Here is a 17,871-nt window from a genome sequence, read left to right on the forward strand (position 1 = left end):
CGCACCCACGGAGGGGCCCGATGAGCGCGCCCACCCCCGAGCGGCAGCCGAGCGCGCCCACCGGCGAGCAGAAGCTGCGCGACTACCTCAACCGCGTCACCATCGACCTGCGCGACACCCGCCGACGGCTGCGCGAGGCCGAGTCCAAGAGCCGGGAGCCGATCGCCGTCGTCTCCATGAGCTGCCGGTTCCCCGGCGGCGTCCGCACCCCCGAAGAGCTGTGGCGGCTCCTGGCCGAGGGCCGCGACACCGTCACCGGCGTGCCCGGCGACCGGGGCTGGGACACCGCGCGGCTCAGCGCGGGCGGCGTGCCCTGCCGGGGCGCCTTCATCGACGGCGCCGCCGACTTCGACGCCGAGTTCTTCGCGGTGTCCCCGCACGAGGCCCTCGCGATGGACCCGCAGCAGCGGCTGCTGCTCCAGGCCGCCTGGGAGGCGATCGAACGCGCGGGCATCGACCCGGCGGCGCTGCGCGCCAGCCGCACCGGCGTGTTCACCGCGGCCATCGACCAGGGCTACGGCCAGCTCGGCACCGGCGCCCCCGAGACCGTCCAGGGCTTCTTGATGACCGGCAACTCGATGAGCGTCATGTCGGGCCGCGTCGCCTACGCCCTCGGCCTCGAGGGCCCGGCCGTCACCGTCGACACCGCCTGCTCGGCGTCGCTCGTCGCCCTGCACCAGGCGGCGCGGGCCCTGCGCGCCGAAGAGTGCGCCCTCGCCCTCGCGGGCGGCGTCACCGTGATGGCGCGGCCCTCGGTGTTCACCGAGTTCAGCCGCCAGGGCGCCATGGCCGCCGACGGCCGCTGCAAGCCGTTCTCCGCGTCCGCCGACGGCACCGGCTGGGGCGAAGGCGTCGGCATGCTGCTCCTGGAGCGGCTGTCCGACGCCCGCCGCAACGGCCACCCCGTGCTCGCGGTCCTGCGCGGCTCCGCCGTCAACCAGGACGGCGCCAGCAACGGCCTCACCGCGCCCAACGGGCCGAGCCAGCAGCGCGTCATCCAGGCGGCGCTCGCCGACGCGGGCCTCAACCCGGACGACGTCGACGCCGTCGAGGCGCACGGCACCGGCACCACCCTCGGCGACCCCATCGAAGCCGACGCGCTGCTCGCCACGTACGGCCGCGAGCGGCCCGGCGGGCGGTCCGGTGAACGGCCGCTGTGGCTCGGCTCGTTGAAGTCGAACATCGGCCACACCCAGGCCGCCGCGGGCGTCGCGGGCGTCATCAAGACCGTCCTCGCCCTGCGCCACGGGCTGCTGCCCCGCTCCCTGCACATCACCGAGCCGACCCCGCACGTCGACTGGAGCGAGGGCGCCGTCGCGCTCCTGACCGAGGCCAGGCAGTGGCCCGACACCGGGCGGCCGCGCCGCGCGGGCGTCTCCTCCTTCGGCATGAGCGGCACCAACGCGCACGTCATCCTGGAACAGGCACCGCCACTCCCGGAGCAGGCGCCCGCGCCCGAGGCCGCGGACGCCGCCCCGAACGCCGTGCCGTGCGTGCTGTCCGGGCGCACCGCCGCCGCCCTGCGCGACCAGGCCCTGCGCCTCAAGGCCCGCGTCGCGGCCGACCCGCAAGCCCGCCCCGCCGACATCGGCTACTCGCTCGCCACCACGCGTACGGCCTTCGCGCACCGCGCCGCCGTCACCGCCGCCGACCGCAGCGAACTCCTCGCCGCGCTCGACGAGCTGGTCCGCGACCCGGAAGGCGCCGCGAGCGCGGCGAGCGCCGTCACCGGCGTCGCCGAGCCCGCGCCCGGCCGCGTCGCCTTCGTCTTCCCCGGGCAGGGCGCGCAGTGGTCCGGCATGGGCCGCGAACTCCTCGACACCGCACCGGAGTTCGCCCGTACCCTCGCCGCCTGCGAGGACGCTCTGGCCGGGCACGTGGACTGGTCGCTGCGCGACGTCGTGCGCGGAGCGCCCGGGGCGGCCTCCCTGGACCGCGTCGACGTGGTCCAGCCCGCCCTGTTCGCGGTGATGGTGTCGCTGGCCGCCCTGTGGCGCTCCTGGGGCGTCGAACCGGACGCGGTCGTGGGGCACTCGCAGGGAGAGATCGCGGCGGCGGTGGTCGCGGGCGCGCTGTCCCTCGCGGACGGCGCGAAGGTCGTCGCCCTGCGCAGCCGCGCCATCGCCGCGCTCGCGGGCGACGGCGGCATGGTCTCGCTCGCCGCGTCCCGCGAGCGCGCCGAGGAACTGACCGCCCCCTGGGCGGGGCGCCTGGCGGTCGCCGCCGTCAACGGCCCCGCGTCCGTGGTGGTCTCCGGGGACGCGGCGGCCCTCGCCGCACTCACCGAGGCCTGCGAGGCCGACGGCGTGCGCGCCCGCACGATCCCCGTCGACTACGCCTCGCACTCCGCGCACGTCGAACGCCTCGAACACGAGATCACCGCCGCCCTCGACGACATCACACCGGTCGCGTCCCGCGTCCCGCTGTTCTCCACCGTCACCGGGCAGCGGCTCGACACCACGGCCATGGACGCCGCGTACTGGTACCGCAACCTGCGCCGCACCGTGCGCTTCGAGACCGCCGTGCGCGCCCTCGCCGAGCAGGGCCACGGCGTCTTCCTCGAAGTGTCCCCGCACCCCGTGCTCACCTCCCCCGTCCAGGACACCGCCGAGGCCGCGGGCCTCACCGAGCCCGTCGTCACCGGCACCCTGCGCCGCGACGAGGGCGGGGTGCGCCGCGCCCTCACCTCCGCCGCCGCGCTGTGGACGCGCGGCGTGCCCCTCGACTGGACCAGGGTGTACGAAGGCGCGGGCGCCCGCCGCGTCGACCTGCCCACCTATCCGTTCCAGGCGCGCCGCCACTGGCTCACGCCCCCCGCCACGGAGGCGTCCGCCACCGGCGCCGACGCCGCGTTCTGGGACCTGGTCGCCCGCGGCGACGTGACGGAGGCCGCCGACGCCCTCGCCGTCGACACCGCACCCCTGCGCGACGTCCTGCCCGCCCTGGACGGCTGGCGCCGCCGCCAGCACGCCACCGCCACGGCCGACGCCTGGCGCTACCGCGTCGACTGGCATCCCGTCCCCGACCCGGCGGCCCCCGCCCTCGCCGGGACGTGGCTGGTGCTCGTACCCGAAGGCCACGAGGAGAGCGCGACGGCAGGAGAGTGCGTACGGGCGCTGCGCGCGCACGGGGCGCGGGTGCTGACGGCGCGGGCCGACGGCCCCGCTTCCGACACCGAAGGACCCGTCGCCGACCGCGAACGCCTCGCCGCCACCGTCACCGCCGCGACCGGCGGCCGCCCCCTCACCGGTGTCCTGTCGCTGCTCGGCCTCGCGGACGACCCGCACCCCAGGCACCCGGCCCTGCCCACCGGCACGGCCCTCACGCTCGCGCTCGTCCAGGCGCTCGGCGACCTGGGCGTCACCGCCCCCCTGTGGTGCGCCACGCGCGGCGCGGTGTCCACGGGAGCGGGTGAGCGGCTCACCGCGCCCGCGCAGGCGCAGGTGTGGGGGACCGGCATGGTCGCCGCGCTCGAACACCCCAAGCGCTGGGGCGGCCTGGTGGACCTGCCCGAGACGCTCGACGCCCGCGCGGGGGAACGGCTGTGCGCCGCGCTCGGCGGCACCGGCGGCGAGGACCAGCTGGCGGTGCGCGCCACCGGCCTGTTCGCCCGCCGCCTGGTCCGCGCGCCCCGCACCACCCGCCCCGGCCGCACCTGGAAGCCGCGCGGCACCGTCCTGCTGACCGGCGGCACCGGGGCACTCGGCCCGCACCTGGCCCGCTGGCTGGCCCGCGGCGGCGCCGCACACCTCGTCCTGCCCGGACGGCGCGGCCACGACGTGCCCGGCGCCGACGCGCTCCGCGCGGAACTCGCCGCGCACGGCACCACCCTCGCGCTGCCCGTGTGCGACCTCACCGACCGCGAGCAGGTCGCGCGGCTCCTGGCCGGGCTCGACGCGGACGGCACGCCCGTCACCGCCGTCGTGCACGCCGCCGCCTACATCGCGCTCGCCCCGCTGGACACGATTCCCGTGGAGGCGTACGAGCGGGTCGTCGCCGCCAAGGCAGCGGGCGCGGCGCACCTCGACGCGCTGCTCGACCGCGACCTCGACGCGTTCGTGCTGTTCTCGTCGATCGCCGGGGTCTGGGGCAGCGGCGACCACGGCGCGTACAGCGCGGCCAACGCCCACCTCGACGCCCTCGCCCAGCACCGGCGCGGCCGGGGCCTGGCCGCGACCACCGTCGACTGGGGCATCTGGCGGGCCGAGAACCCGTGGGCGCCGCCCGCCGATGCCGCCGACGCCGGTCTGTTCAACCTCGAAGAGCACGGCCTGCCCCGCATCGACGCCGAGCGGGCCCTCGCCGCGCTCCAGGAGGTCCTCGACGACGACGCGACGCTTCTGACGGTCGCCGACGTCGACTGGGAGCAGTTCGCCCCCGTGTTCACCTCGAGCCGCCCCAGCCCGCTGCTGCGGGAACTCCCCGAAGCCCGGCGCGCCCTGGAGGGCCGGGACGAAGGCGACGCGCCCGCCGCTACCGAACTGCGGCGGAGCCTGACCGCGCTGCGGCGGCCCGCCGAGCGCACCCGGCTCCTCCTCGGCCTCGTCCGCGGCCACGCGGCGGCCGTGCTCGGCCACGAGTCCGCCGACGCCGTACCGCCCGCGAAGGCGTTCCAGGAGCTCGGCTTCGCGTCCCTCACCGCCGTCGAACTCCGCAACCGCCTGAACAAGGCGACCGGACTGCGGCTGCCGTCGACCCTCGTCTTCGACCACCCCTCGGCCACCGCCCTCGCCGACCACCTGGAGACATGCCTGCTCGGCACGGTCGACGAGCGGGGGCCCGTCGCGGCGGAGCCCCGCCGGGGAGCCGCCGACGAGCCCCTCGCCATCGTCTCCATGGGCTGCCGCCTGCCCGGCGGCGTCACCACCCCCGAAGAGCTCTGGCGGCTGCTCGCCGACCGGGGCGACGCCGTCACCGGCTTCCCCGCCGGGCGCGGCTGGGACCTCGACGCGCTCTACGACCCCGACCCGGAACACCCGGGCACCTCCACCACCCGGCACGGCGGATTCCTGCACGACGCCGCCGACTTCGACGCCGCCTTCTTCGGCATCTCCCCCCGCGAGGCCCTCGCCATGGACCCGCAGCAGCGCCTCCTCCTCGAAACCTCCTGGGAGGCCGTCGAACGCGCGGGCCTCGACCCCGAGGCCCTGCGCGGCAGCCGCACCGGCGTGTTCACCGGCGTCAACTACAGCGACTACGGCGCCGCCGTGGCCCGCTCCACCGAGGGCGAGGGCCACGCGCTCACCGGGAGCGCGCCCAGCGTCGTCTCCGGGCGCGTCGCCTACACCCTCGGCCTGGAGGGCCCCGCCGTCACCGTCGACACCGCCTGCTCCTCGTCCCTGGTCGCCCTGCACCTGGCCGCCCGCGCGCTGCGCGCGGGGGACTGCTCCCTCGCCCTGGTCGGCGGCGTCGCGGTGATGGCGACGCCCGGCGCCCTCATCAGCTTCTCGCGCCAGCGCGGCCTGGCCGCCGACGGCCGGTGCAAGGCGTTCTCCGACGGCGCCGACGGCATGGGCATGGCCGAGGGCGCCGGTGTGCTGCTCGTCGAGCGCCTGTCCGACGCCCGCCGCGAGGGCCACCCCGTGCTCGCCGTCCTGCGCGGCTCCGCCGTCAACCAGGACGGCGCCAGCAACGGCCTCTCGGCGCCGAACGGGCCCAGCCAGCAGCGCGTCATCCGCGCCGCGCTCGCCGACGCCGGGCTCGGCCCCGCCGACGTCGACGTGGTGGAGGCCCACGGCACCGGCACCACCCTCGGCGACCCCATCGAGGCCCAGGCGCTCCTCGCCACCTACGGCCAGGACAGGGCCGCCCAGCGGCCGCTCCTGATCGGCTCACTGAAGTCCAACATCGGCCACACCCAGGCGCTTTCGGGCGTCGCGGGCGTCATGAAGACGGTCCTCGCGCTGTCCCGCGCCACCGTCCCCGCCACCTTGCACGCCGACCGGCCCAGCACCCACGTGGACTGGACCCGGGGTGCCGTCGCCCTCGCCGCCGAGGCCACGCCCTGGCCGGACACGGGGCGGCCGCGCCGCGCGGGCGTCTCCTCCTTCGGCCTCAGCGGCACCAACGCCCACGTCATCCTGGAACAGGCCCCCGTCTCCGCCGAACCGGAACCCGCCCCGCGCGGCTCCGAGCCGCCGCGCGCCCTGCCCTGGCTGCTCTCCGCCCGGTCCCCGGAGGCCCTGCGCGCCCAGGCGGACCGCCTGCTCACGGACCTGGCCCGCCCGGACGCGCCGGACGCGGCCGACGTGGCCCTCTCCCTCACCGGGCGGACCGCCTTCACCCACCGGGCCGCCCTCGTCGGTGACCGGGACCGGCTCCTGACCGCCCTGAAGGAGTGGACGGCGGGCGCCACCCCGGCCATCGGCGGCATCGCCGACACCGAGGCCCGCACCGTCCTGGTGTTCCCCGGACAGGGCTCGCAGTGGACCGGAATGGCCCGCCAACTCCTGGACGAATCACCGGAGTTCGCGGACGCCATGCGCGCCTGCGCACACGCGCTCGCCCCGCACGTCGACTGGTCCCCGCTCGACGTCGTGCGCGACGGCACCGGCCTGGACCGCGTCGACGTGGTGCAACCGGTCCTGTTCGCCGTCATGGTGTCGCTGGCGCGGCTGTGGCGCGCGTACGGCGTCGTCCCCGACGCCGTCGTCGGCCACTCCCAGGGCGAGATCGCCGCCGCCGTGGTCGCCGGAGCGCTGACCTTGGCGGACGGCGCGAAGACCGTCGCCCTGCGCAGCCGCGCCATCGCCCGCGTCGCCGGAGACGGCGGCATGGTGTCGCTCGCGCTGCCGCGAGGCCGCGCCGCCGAACGGATCGCCCCCTGGGGCGGCCGCCTCGCCCTCGCCGCCGTCAACGGCCCCTCGGCCGTGGTCGTCTCCGGCGACGCGGACGCCCTGGACGAACTCGTAGCGGCGTGTGACACCGACGGGGTACGGGCCCGGCGCGTCGACGTCGACTACGCCTCCCACTCCGCCCACATGGAAGCCCTCGAAGCCGAACTGACCACCGCCCTGAAGGACATCGAGCCCACCGCGAGCGACATCCCGCTGTACTCCACGGTGACCGGCGACTGGCTGGACACGGCCACGATGGACGCCCGCTACTGGTACGCCAACCTCCGCCGCACCGTGGGCTTCGAGTCCGCCGTGCGCGCCGTCGCGGCAGCGGGCCACCGCACGTTCATCGAGGTGAGCCCGCACCCTGTCCTCACCCTCGCCGTCGAGGAGACCCTGGAGGCGGCGGGCGCCGACGCGGCCGTGCTCGGCACGCTGCGGCGCGACGAGGGCGGCATGGAACGCGTCCTCGCGTCCCTCGGCACGGCCTGGGCGCACGGCGCCCCCGTCGACTGGTCGCCGCTGTTCGCGGGCACCGCAGCCCGCCGCGTCGACCTGCCCACGTACGCCTTCCAGCACCAGGCCTATTGGGCGCTGCCGGCCCAGGGGACCGGCGGCGACGTCACGGCCGCGGGCCTCGGCGCCACCGGGCACCCCCTCCTGGGCGCGTCCTTCGACGTCGCCGACAGCGGCGAGATCCTCCTCAGCGGGCGCCTCTCGACGCGCACCCACCCCTGGCTCGCCGACCACGCCGTGTCGGACGTCGTGCTGCTGCCCGGCGCCGCGTTCGTCGACCTCGCCGTCCGCGCGGGCGACGAGGCGGGCTGTCGCGCCGTGGAGGAACTCACCCTCCAGGCACCGCTCTTGCTGCCCGACAGCGGCGGCGTACGCCTCCAGGTGCGGGTCGGCGCCCCGGACGCCGAGGGCCGCCGCACCGTGGACGTGCACTCCCGCCCGGAGGACGCCGCCGACGCGCCCTGGACGGCCCACGCCACCGGCGTGCTGGCCGAGACGGCCGCGGCGGCACCGGAGGCGGACACCGCGAGCTGGCCCCCGGCGGGCGCCGAACCGGTCGACGTCGGTGACCTCTACGAGCGCTTCGCCGCGTCCGGGTACGGCTACGGCCCGGCCTTCCAAGGGCTGCGCGCCGCCTGGCGGCACGGCGGCGACCTGTACACCGAGGTCCGCCTCGACCAGGAACAGCACGCCGCGGCCGCCGCCTTCGGCCTCCACCCCGCCCTGCTCGACGCCGCCCTGCAAGGCCTGTGGCTCGCCCCCGGCACCCGTGGCCCCGACCTCGCGCCGGGCACCGCGCGGCTGCCGTTCGCCTGGACCGGCGTGACCCTGCACGCCGCCGGTGCCACCGCGCTGCGCGTCCGCCTCTCCCAGGACGCCCAGGGCGCCGTGGCCCTCAGCGCGAGCGACCCCTCCGGCCGCCCGGTGGCGACGGTGTCCGGCCTCGCCGTCCGCCCCGTCGATGTCGCCGCCCTGCGCGCCGCCACCACCCCGGCCGCGGCCGACTCGCTGTACCGCCTGGAGTGGACGCCCCTGCCCGCCGTGGCCAGCGCGCCCACGCCGCCCGTCCGCTGGGCGGCCCTCGGCTCCGCCGCGCCCCTGCCCGACACCTACCCCGACTTCGCGGCCCTGGCCGCGGCCGTCGACCAGGGGGCACCCGTGCCCGACGTGGTCCTCTCAGAGTGCGCATCGGCCGACGAGGACAGCACGGGCGGGGGCGACGCACACGCCGTACGCGCCCTGACTCACTCCACGCTCGACCTGCTCCAGGCCTGGCTCGCCGACGACCGGTTCGCCGACGCCCGCCTGGTGTTCGTCACGCGCGGCGCGGTGCGCACGGGGCCCGACGACGCGGTGCGCGACCTGGCGGCCGCGGCGGCGCGCGGCCTGGTGCGCTCCGCCCAGTCCGAACACCCCGACCGCTTCGTCCTGGCCGATGCCGATGCCGATGCCGATGACGAGGACGGCGGCAGCTCCCTGTTCTCCCTGCTGCCGGGCGCCCTCGACCTCGGCGAACCCCAACTAGCGGTCCGTGAAGGGCGGTTGCTCGCCTCCCGCCTCGCCCGGGTCCCCGCATCCGAGGGCGCCGGGGAGGCCGCCGGAGCCGACCGCCCCGAAGGGGCCCTCGTACCACTCGACCCGGACGGCACCGTCCTGGTCACCGGCGCGGGCGGGGTCCTCGGCGGGCTCGTCGCCCGGCACCTCGCCGCCCGCCACGGCGCCCGCCGCCTGCTCCTGGCCGGGCGGCGCGGAGCGGCCGCGCCCGGGGCCGACGCGCTCCTCGCCGACCTCAGGGACCTCGGCGCCGAAGCGGAGTTCGCGGCCTGCGACGTGGCCGACCCGTCCGCCGTCGCCGCACTGATCGCGGGCGTGCCCGCCGGGCACCCCCTGACGGCCGTCGTACACGCGGCGGGCGTCCTCGACGACGGCGTTCTCGCCTCGCTCACGCACGAGCGCCTCGACCGCGTCCTGCGGCCCAAGGCCGACGCGGCCCTCGCCCTGCACGAGGCCACCCGCGGCCTGCCGCTCGCCGCGTTCGTCCTGTTCTCCTCCGCGGCGGGCGTCATCGGCAACGCGGGACAGGCCAACTACGCGGCCGCCAACGCCTTCCTGGACGCCCTGGCCCACCACCGCCGCGGCGAGGGCCTGCCCGCGCAGTCCCTCGCCTGGGGCCTGTGGGAACAGCGCAGCGACATGACCTCCGCCCTGGACGGCACGGGCCTGCGGCGGATGGCCCGCGGCGGTGTCGCCGCGCTCTCCGACAGCGAGGGCCTGGCGCTGTTCGACGCCGCGCTGCGCCGCGACGACGCCGCCCTCGTGCCCGTACGCCTCGACACCGCCAGGCTCCGCGCGGGCGCCGCGAACGGCGCCGTGCCGCCGCTCCTTCGCGGCCTCGTGCGCGGCGCCCGGCCCACCGCCGCGGGCGCCGACGCCGGACAGGCCGCGTCGCTGCGCGAGCGCCTGGCCGCGCTCGGCGCCGAGGAGCGCCACGAGCGGATCGAGGAGCTGGTACGGGCCCGCGTCGCCGACGTCCTCGGCCACGGCGGCCCCGACGCCATCGACCCGGAACAGGCCTTCAAGGACCTCGGCTTCGACTCCCTGACCGCCGTGGACCTGCGCAACCGCCTCAACGCGGCGACCGGTCTTCGCCTGCCCGCCACCCTCGTCTTCGACCACCCGACCCCCGCCGCCGCGGCCGCCTACGTCACCGCGCGCCTCGCCCCGGCCACCGAGCCCGCGGCCCCCGTACCCCCGGACGGCGACCGCGAGCTCCAACGGCGCCTGGCCGCCGTGCCGGTGGCCCGGCTGCGCGAGGCCGGACTCCTGGACTCCGTACTGCGCCTGACCGGGACCGGCGGCGACGGCACGCGCGGCGGGACGAGCGGGGCGGCGGCCCCGGCGGACGACCCCGCCGCGATCAGGGAGATGGAAGTGGACGCCCTCGTGCGCATGGCGCTGGGCGGTGGCGAGCGTGCCTGATCCGGCGCGGGAAGAAGGGAACAACATGTCCACGGACCAGGTCGTCGAGGCCCTCAGGGCCTCCCTCCTCGACAACCAGCACCTGCGGCGGGAGAACCGCAGACTCGCCGACGAGGCCCGCGAGCCGATCGCCGTGGTGGCGATGAGCTGCCGCTTCCCCGGCGGCGTCAGCTCCCCCGAAGACCTGTGGGAGCTGCTCGTCAAGGAACGCGACGCCGTCACCGGCTTCCCCACCGACCGCGGCTGGGACCTGGAAGGCGTGTACGCCGACGACCCGGACGCGCCCGGCACCTCGTACACCCGCGAAGGCGGCTTCCTGCACGACGCCTGCGCCTTCGACCCCGGCTTCTTCGGGATCTCGCCGCGCGAGGCCCTCGCCATGGACCCGCAGCAGCGCCTCCTCCTCGAAACCTCCTGGGAGGCGGTCGAACGCGCGGGCATCGACCCGCACACCCTCAAGGGCAGCCGCACCGGCGTGTACGCGGGCGTCATCTACAGCGAGTACGGCTCCCGCCTCAGCAGCGTGCCCGAGGACCTCGAAGGCTTCCTCGGCACCGGCTCCATCGCCAGCGTCGCCTCCGGGCGCGTCGCCTACACCCTCGGCCTCCAGGGGCCCGCCGTCACCCTCGACACCGCCTGCTCCTCCTCGCTCGTCGCCGTCCACCTGGCCTGCCAGGCCCTGCGGGCGGGCGACGCCGAACTGGCCCTCGCGGGCGGCGTGACCGTGATGGCGACGCCCGGCTTCTACGTGGGCTTCAGCAGGCAGCGGGGCCTCGCGCCCGACGGCCGCTCCAAGTCGTTCGCGGCGGCCGCCGACGGCGCGGGCTTCGGCGAAGGCGCGGGCATGCTCCTGCTCGAGCGCCTGTCGGACGCCCGCCGCCAAGGCCATCCGGTGCTCGCCGTGATCCGCGGTTCCGCCGTCAACCAGGACGGCGCCAGCAACGGCATGACCGCGCCCAACGGGCCCGCCCAGGAGCGCGTCATCCGCCAGGCCCTGGGCAGCGCCGGACTCGCCCCGGCCGACGTCGACGCCGTCGAGGCGCACGGCACCGGCACCGTGCTCGGCGACCCCATCGAGGCGCAGGCCCTGCTCGCCACGTACGGCCAACAACGCGACCCGGGGCGGCCGTTGTGGGTGGGCTCCCTGAAGTCGAACCTCACCCACACGCAGGCCGCCGCGGGCGTCGGCGGGATGATCAAGACGGTCCTCGCGCTGCGCCACGGCCTGCTGCCGCGCTCGCTCCACGTCGACCGGCCCACCGAGCAGGTCGACTGGAGCGAGGGCGCCGTGTCCCTGCTCACCGCCGCGACGCCCTGGCCCGCCACCGGCCGCCCGCGCCGCGCGGGCGTCTCCTCCTTCGGCGCCAGCGGCACCAACGCCCACGTCGTCCTGGAACAGGCGCCCGAGGACGAGCCCGCCAGCGCCCCGGCCACGCCTCACGACGGCCCCGTCGCCTGGCCCCTGTCCGCCAAGGGGCAGGCCGCGCTGCGCGGGCAGGCCGCCGCCCTGTACGCCCACGTCCTGGCCGACCCGGCGCCGCGCCCGGCCGACATCGGCCTGTCCCTGGCCACCGGGCGCTCCCGGTTCCCCGACCGCGCCGTCGTCGTGGGCCGCGACCGCGCCGCACTCCTCGACGGCCTCGACGCCCTCGCCCGCGGCGAACTGCTCGCCGACGGCGCCACAGGGCGTGCCCCGCGCGGCGGCCGCAAGGCGGTGTTCGTCCTGCCCGGACTCGGCGCCCAGTGGCCCGGCATGGCCGCCGAACTCCTCGATACGTCACCGGTGTTCGCCGCGCGCGTCGCCGACTGCGAGCGCGCCTTCGCCCCCTACCTCGACTGGTCGCTGACCGCGGCGCTCCGCGGCGAGCCCGAGGCGCCGTCCCTGGACCGCGTGGACGTCGTACAACCCGCGCTGTTCACCGTGATGGTGTCCCTCGCCGCCGTGTGGCGCGCCCACGGCATCGAGCCCGCGGCCGTCGTCGGACACAGCCAGGGCGAGGTCGCCGCCGCGTGCGTCGCGGGCGCCCTCACCCTGGAGGACGCCGCCCGCGTCGCCGCCCTGCGCAGCCGCGCGCTCGCGGGAGTCACCGGCGGGGGCGGCATGGCCACGCTGATGCTGTCCGGCGAGGAGACCGAGCGGATCCTCGCCGAGCGCGGCGGTGAGGTGTCCCTCGCCGCGGTCAACGGCCCGCGCGTCGTGGTCGTCGCGGGCCCGGCCGACGCCGTCCGCGCCCTCGTCGCGGACCTGTCGGAGCGGGATGTCATGGCCTGGAACATGCCGGTCGCCTACGCCTCGCACTCCGGGGCCGTCGACGCCGTGCGCGAGGAACTGCACAGCGCCCTCGCGGGCCTTGAGCCCCGCACGCCCGCCGTGCCGCTGCTGTCCGCCGTCGACGCCGACTGGCTGACCGCAGAGCGCCTCACCGCCGGGTACTGGTTCCGCAACCTGCGCGAACCCGTCCGCTTCCACGCGGCCGTGCGACGGCTGCTCGACGCGGGCCACCGCACCTTCGTCGAGGTCAGCCCCCACCCCACGCTCACCTACGGCATCGCGGACACCGCCGCCGACGCCGGCCTCGACGACGTGGAGGTCATCGGCACCCTGCGCCGCGACGACGGCGGCCCCAGGCGGCTGCTGCTCGCCCTGGGCGAGGCGTACGCGGCCGGGCTCCCCGTCGACTGGCTCCCCGCGTTCGAGGGCACCGGCGCCCGCCGCGTCGACCTGCCCACGTACGCCTTCCAGCGGCGGCGCTACTGGCTCGACGCGCCCGCACCCGGCGGCGACCCCGCGTCCACCGGCCAGCGCGACCCGCGCCACCCGCTGCTCGGCGCCGCCGTCGACCTGCCCGACGGCGGCGCCCTGTTCACCGGGAGGCTGTCCGTGGCCACCCACCCGTGGCTCGCCGACCACGCCGTCTCCGGCACCGTCCTGCTGCCCGGCGTGGCCTTCCTGGAGATGGCGGCCCACGCGGGCGGCCTCCTGCGCTGTGCGCGGATCGAAGAGCTGACCCTCGCCGCCCCGCTGACGCTGCCCGCCACCGACGAGGCCGTCCAACTCCGGCTGGCCGTGGGCCCCCTGGAGGAGGCGGGGCGGCGCGCGGTCGCCTTCCACTCCCGGCCCGAGTCCGCCACGGGGGACGAGGCATGGACCCCGCACGCGAGCGGCCACCTGGCCCCCACCCCGCCGGACCAGGCCGCGCCCACCGGGCCGGAGAGCTGGCCGCCGGACGGCGCGCGGCCACTGGACGTCGACGACCTCTACCGCGCCATGGAGGCACGCGGCGTGGAGTACGGCCCCGCCTTCCGGGGATTGCGCGCCGCCTGGGGCCGGGGCGACGACCTGTTCGCCGAAGTCACTCTGCCCGAGGGCGTGACGGACCCGTTCGCCGTGCACCCGGCGCTCCTCGACGCCGCCCTCCAGACGACCGGCCTGCGCACCGCCACCACCGCCACCGCCACCACCGACGGCGACGGCGACGGCACGCGGGGCGTGCCGCTGCCGTTCTCGTGGAGCCAGGTGACGCTCGGCCCGGGCGCGGGACGGACCCTGCGCGTCGCCCTGCGGCCCGACGGCGCCGACGCGGTGAGCGTGCGCGTCACCGGCGAGGACGGCCGACTCGTCGCGGACATCGGCTCGTTGACGCTGCGCACGGCCTCGTACACCGGACTGCGCGCGGTAGAACGATCGCTCTACCGCGTGGACTGGACCCAGGTGGCCGCACCCGGCACGCCGGCGAACGACGCCCAGACGGCCACCCCCGGCACGCCGCCGCCCGCTGGCGGCCGGTGGACGGTGCTGGGGGAGGGCGACGCGCGGCTGCTGCCGGAGGAGTTCGCCGCCGCGGCCGGTGAGGGTGCCAAGGACTCTGCCGCCGTGCTGCTGGTCTGCCCGCCGACCGGCCCCGAGGCGGCACCCGAGGCCGTGCACACCACCGCGGCGGCCGTCCTCGACCAGGTCAAGGCGTGGCTCGCGGACGGCGGCAGCCCCGCCGCGCCCCTGGTCGTCCTCACCCGGGGCGCGGCGGGTCCAGGACCGGAGCCCGTGGACGTGGCGGGCGCCGCCGTCTGGGGGCTGCTGTCCTCGGCCCAGGCCGAACACCCCGGCCGGTTCGTCCTGCTCGACACCGACGACCCCGAAGGCACCGCCGCCGCCCTGCCCGCCGTCCTCGCCTGCGACGAGCCACGGCTCGCGCTGCGCGGCGGGGAGCTGTACGCGCCCCGGCTCGCCCGCGCCGCGACCCCGGCGGGCGGCGGCGCGGCGCCGTTCGACCCGGACGGCACCGTCCTGGTGACCGGCGGGGGCGGCGTCCTCGCGGGGATCCTCGCCCGCCACCTCGTCACCCGGCACGGCGTACGCCGTCTGCTGCTCCTCGGCCGCAGGGGCGCCGAGGCGCCGGGCACGGCCGAACTGGCCGCCGAACTCGGCCAGGCCGGTGCGGAGGTCACCGTCGCGGCCTGCGACGTGGCCGACTGCGCCGCGCTCGCCGAGGCCTTGGCGAGCATTCCCGCGGCCCATCCGCTGCGGGCCGTCGTCCACACGGCGGGCGTCCTCGACGACGGACTCCTGGAGGCGCAGACGGCCGCACGGCTGAGCGCCGTGCTGCGGCCGAAGGCCGACGGCGCCCGGCATCTGCACGACCTCACCCGGGACGCGGACCTGACGGCCTTCGTCGTCTACTCGTCCGCCGCGGGCGTCTTCGGCAGCCCCGGCCAGTCCACCTACGCCGCCGCTAACGCCGCGCTCGACGCCCTCATGACCGCCCGGCACCGCCAGGGCCTGCCCGCCACCTCGCTGGCCTGGGGCCTGTGGGAGCGGCGCAGCGGCCTGACCGCCGACCTGTCCGACACCGACCTGCTGCGCATGCGGCGCGGCGGTGTGCGGGGCCTGTCGGCGGACGACGGCGTCGCGCTGTTCGACCGCGCGCTCGCCCTGGACGACAGCAGCGCGCCCAAGGGCGCGGGCGGCCCGGTCTTCGTGCCCGTCCACCTCGACCTCGCCGCCTACCGCGACCAGACCCCGCCCCCGCTGCTGCGCGCCCTGGTCAAGCCGCCCGCCGCCCCCCGCGCCGCCGCCGAAGGCCCCCCGCTGCGCCAGCGCCTGGAGGCCGCGGACGAGGCCGGGCGCGAGCGGCTCCTCCTGGACCTCGTGCGCACCCAGGCCGCGGACGTCCTCGGCCACACCACCGCCGAAGCGCTGCGCGCCGACGACGCGTTCCTGTCCGTCGGCTTCGACTCGCTCACCGCGGTCGAACTGCGCAACCGGCTCGCCGCGCGCACCGGCCTGCGCCTGCGCCCCACCGCGGTGCTCGACAGCGGGACCCCGGCACGCCTGGCGGAGCTGCTGCGCGCCGAACTCGCGGCGGCGGACGCGGCCGACACCGCCGCTCCGGCGCCCGAGGACACCGCGACCACGGACCCCGTCGGCACCCTCTTCCGGCAGGCCTGCGCCCTGGGCCGGGTCGACGAGGGCATCGCCCTCCTGAAGAACGCCGCCGCCCTGCGCCCCGACTTCCGCACCGGAAGCGAGCTCCTGGCCGCCGCCACCAAGCCCGAACTGCTGCGCCTGCGCACCCACGACAGCGCGCCGGAACTCGTCTGCTTCGGCTCCGTCGTCGCGCTCGGCGGCGCCCACCAGTACGCCCGCTTCGCCGCCCGCTTCCGCGACCGCTACGGCGTCAGCGCCCTCGCGGCCCCCGGATTCCTGCCGGGCGAACCCGTACCGGCCGACCTGCCCGCGCTCCTCGACTTCCAGGCCCGCACGCTGCGCGCGGAACTCGGCGAGCGGCCCCTCGTCCTGATGGGTTCCTCCTCCGGCGGCACCCTCGCCCACGGCGTCGCGGCCCGCCTGGAGGAACTGGGCGCGGGCCCGGCGGCGGTCGTGCTGCTCGACACGTACCTCTCGGACAACGAAGGGATGACCCAGTTCAACGACGTACTGGTGGGCGGCATGTTCGCGCGCGAGGAGCGGGCCGCCCCCATGGACGGCACCCGACTGACCGCCATGGGCCGCTACTTCCGTCTCCTCGACACCTGGACGCCGCCCGCCGTGACGGCACCCACCCTCCTGGTGCGCGCCTCGCGGCCGCTCGGCGACCCGGACCCCGCGGCGGGCGACTGGCGGGCCACCTGGCCGACCGCGCACACGGTCGTCGACGTACCCGGAGACCACTTCTCCCTCATGGAGGAGCACGTCGACACCACGGCCCAGGCCGTCACCGACTGGCTCGCCACCGTCCTCGACCCCACGACCACCACCACACCCTGACCACCCCCCAGCACCCTAGGAGAGGCGCATGACACGCGCGCCGCACACACCCCCCGACCAACCCGCGGGCCCCGGCGGCCACCGGATCGCCGTCCTCGGCGCCGGAGTCATGGGCGTCGGCATCACCGCCCTCGCCCTCGGGCACGGCGTCCCCGTCCTGCTCGTCGACGTCGACGAACCGCGCCTGGAGCGGGCGGGCGGCGACATCGACCGCGAGCTGCGCCTGGCGCAGCTGATGGGGCGCCTGCCCGCCGACACCGCCACCGGCGCCCTGGAACGGGCCACCACCACCGACGGCGTCCAGGACGCCACCGCGGTCATCGAGGCCATCACCGAGGTCACCGAGCTCAAGGCCAAGGCGCTCGCCGACGTCTCGGCCCGCGTGCGGCCCGGCACCCCGCTGATCTCGAACACCTCGTCCATCCCCATCGACGAACTCGCCGGCCACGCCGAGCGCCCCGAGGACGTCGTCGGCACGCACTTCATGAACCCGCCGTACCTCATCCCGACCGTCGAGGTCATCCGGGGCGCGAGGACCGGCGAGCGGACCATGACGGCCGTCGGCTCGCTGCTCACCGCGCTGCGCCGGACGCAGGTCGTCGTCCGCGACGCCCCCGGCTTCGTCACCAGCCGCGTGCTGCACCCGATGATCAACGACGCGGCGCGGGTCGTGCAGGAGGGGACCGCGACCGTCGAGGCCGTCGACGCCCTCATGGAGGGCTGCCTCGGCCACCCCACGGGGCCGCTGCGCACCGCCGACCTGATCGGCATCGACAACTTGGTGGACTCGCTGCGCGTGCTGCACCAGCGCACCGGGGACGACGGCTGCCGCCCCTGCGACCTGCTGCTCGACAAGGTCCGGCAGGGCGAACTCGGCCGCAAGACCGGCCGGGGATTCTACGCATACCAGGAGGAGAACTGATGAGCACGTTCGACCGCGAGACCAACGGAACCAACGGAACCGCCAGGACGGCTGGGACGGCTGGGGCCGCCGGGACCACCTCGTCCACCGAGGCCACCGAGGCCACCGAGAAGGAGATCGTGCGCTTCCTGGAGGCGCGCACCAAGCGCTCCTGGGAGCGCGACGTCGACCTCTTCGCCTCCGGCGGGCTCTCCTCGCTGTTCGCGATGGAGCTCGTCGTCCACCTGGAGAAGTCCTTCGGCGTCTCCATCCGCGGCGCCGACCTGCGCCTGGACAACTTCCGTACGGTCGCGGCGATGACCGCGCTCGTGACCCGGCTCCAGCCTGCGGCGGCCGGAGCGACCGGTGAGTGA

General features: G+C 76.9%; 4 protein-coding genes. All 4 read left to right on the forward strand.

The genetic code is table 11. The annotated features are described in order from the left end of the window. Positions 1-74: 74 nt before the first annotated feature. The 4 genes from AC07A4_RS27285 to AC07A4_RS27300 are packed head-to-tail and all read left to right on the forward strand — an operon-like array spanning position 75 to position 17,871. Entirely contained in the window at positions 75-10,331 is a 10,257-nt protein-coding gene (locus AC07A4_RS27285) for a type I polyketide synthase (RefSeq protein ID WP_478603668.1), read from the forward strand. Next, a complete protein-coding gene (locus AC07A4_RS27290; protein ID WP_478603214.1) occupies positions 10,324-16,596 on the forward strand; it encodes a type I polyketide synthase in 6,273 nt (2,090 codons plus the stop codon). Before AC07A4_RS27285 ends, AC07A4_RS27290 begins: the two co-directional genes overlap by 8 nt. 28 nt (positions 16,597-16,624) lie before the next feature. Then, positions 16,625-17,518 carry a 3-hydroxyacyl-CoA dehydrogenase family protein gene (locus tag AC07A4_RS27295; RefSeq protein ID WP_478603217.1) on the forward strand — a complete coding sequence of 298 codons (894 nt, stop codon included), beginning with the start codon at positions 16,625-16,627 and terminating at the stop codon, positions 17,516-17,518. After that, a complete protein-coding gene (locus AC07A4_RS27300) occupies positions 17,518-17,871 on the forward strand; it encodes an acyl carrier protein (RefSeq protein WP_478603219.1) in 354 nt (117 codons plus the stop codon). Before AC07A4_RS27295 ends, AC07A4_RS27300 begins: the two co-directional genes overlap by 1 nt.

The sequence above is a fragment of the Streptomyces sp. NPDC043996 genome, assembly GCF_056435225.1.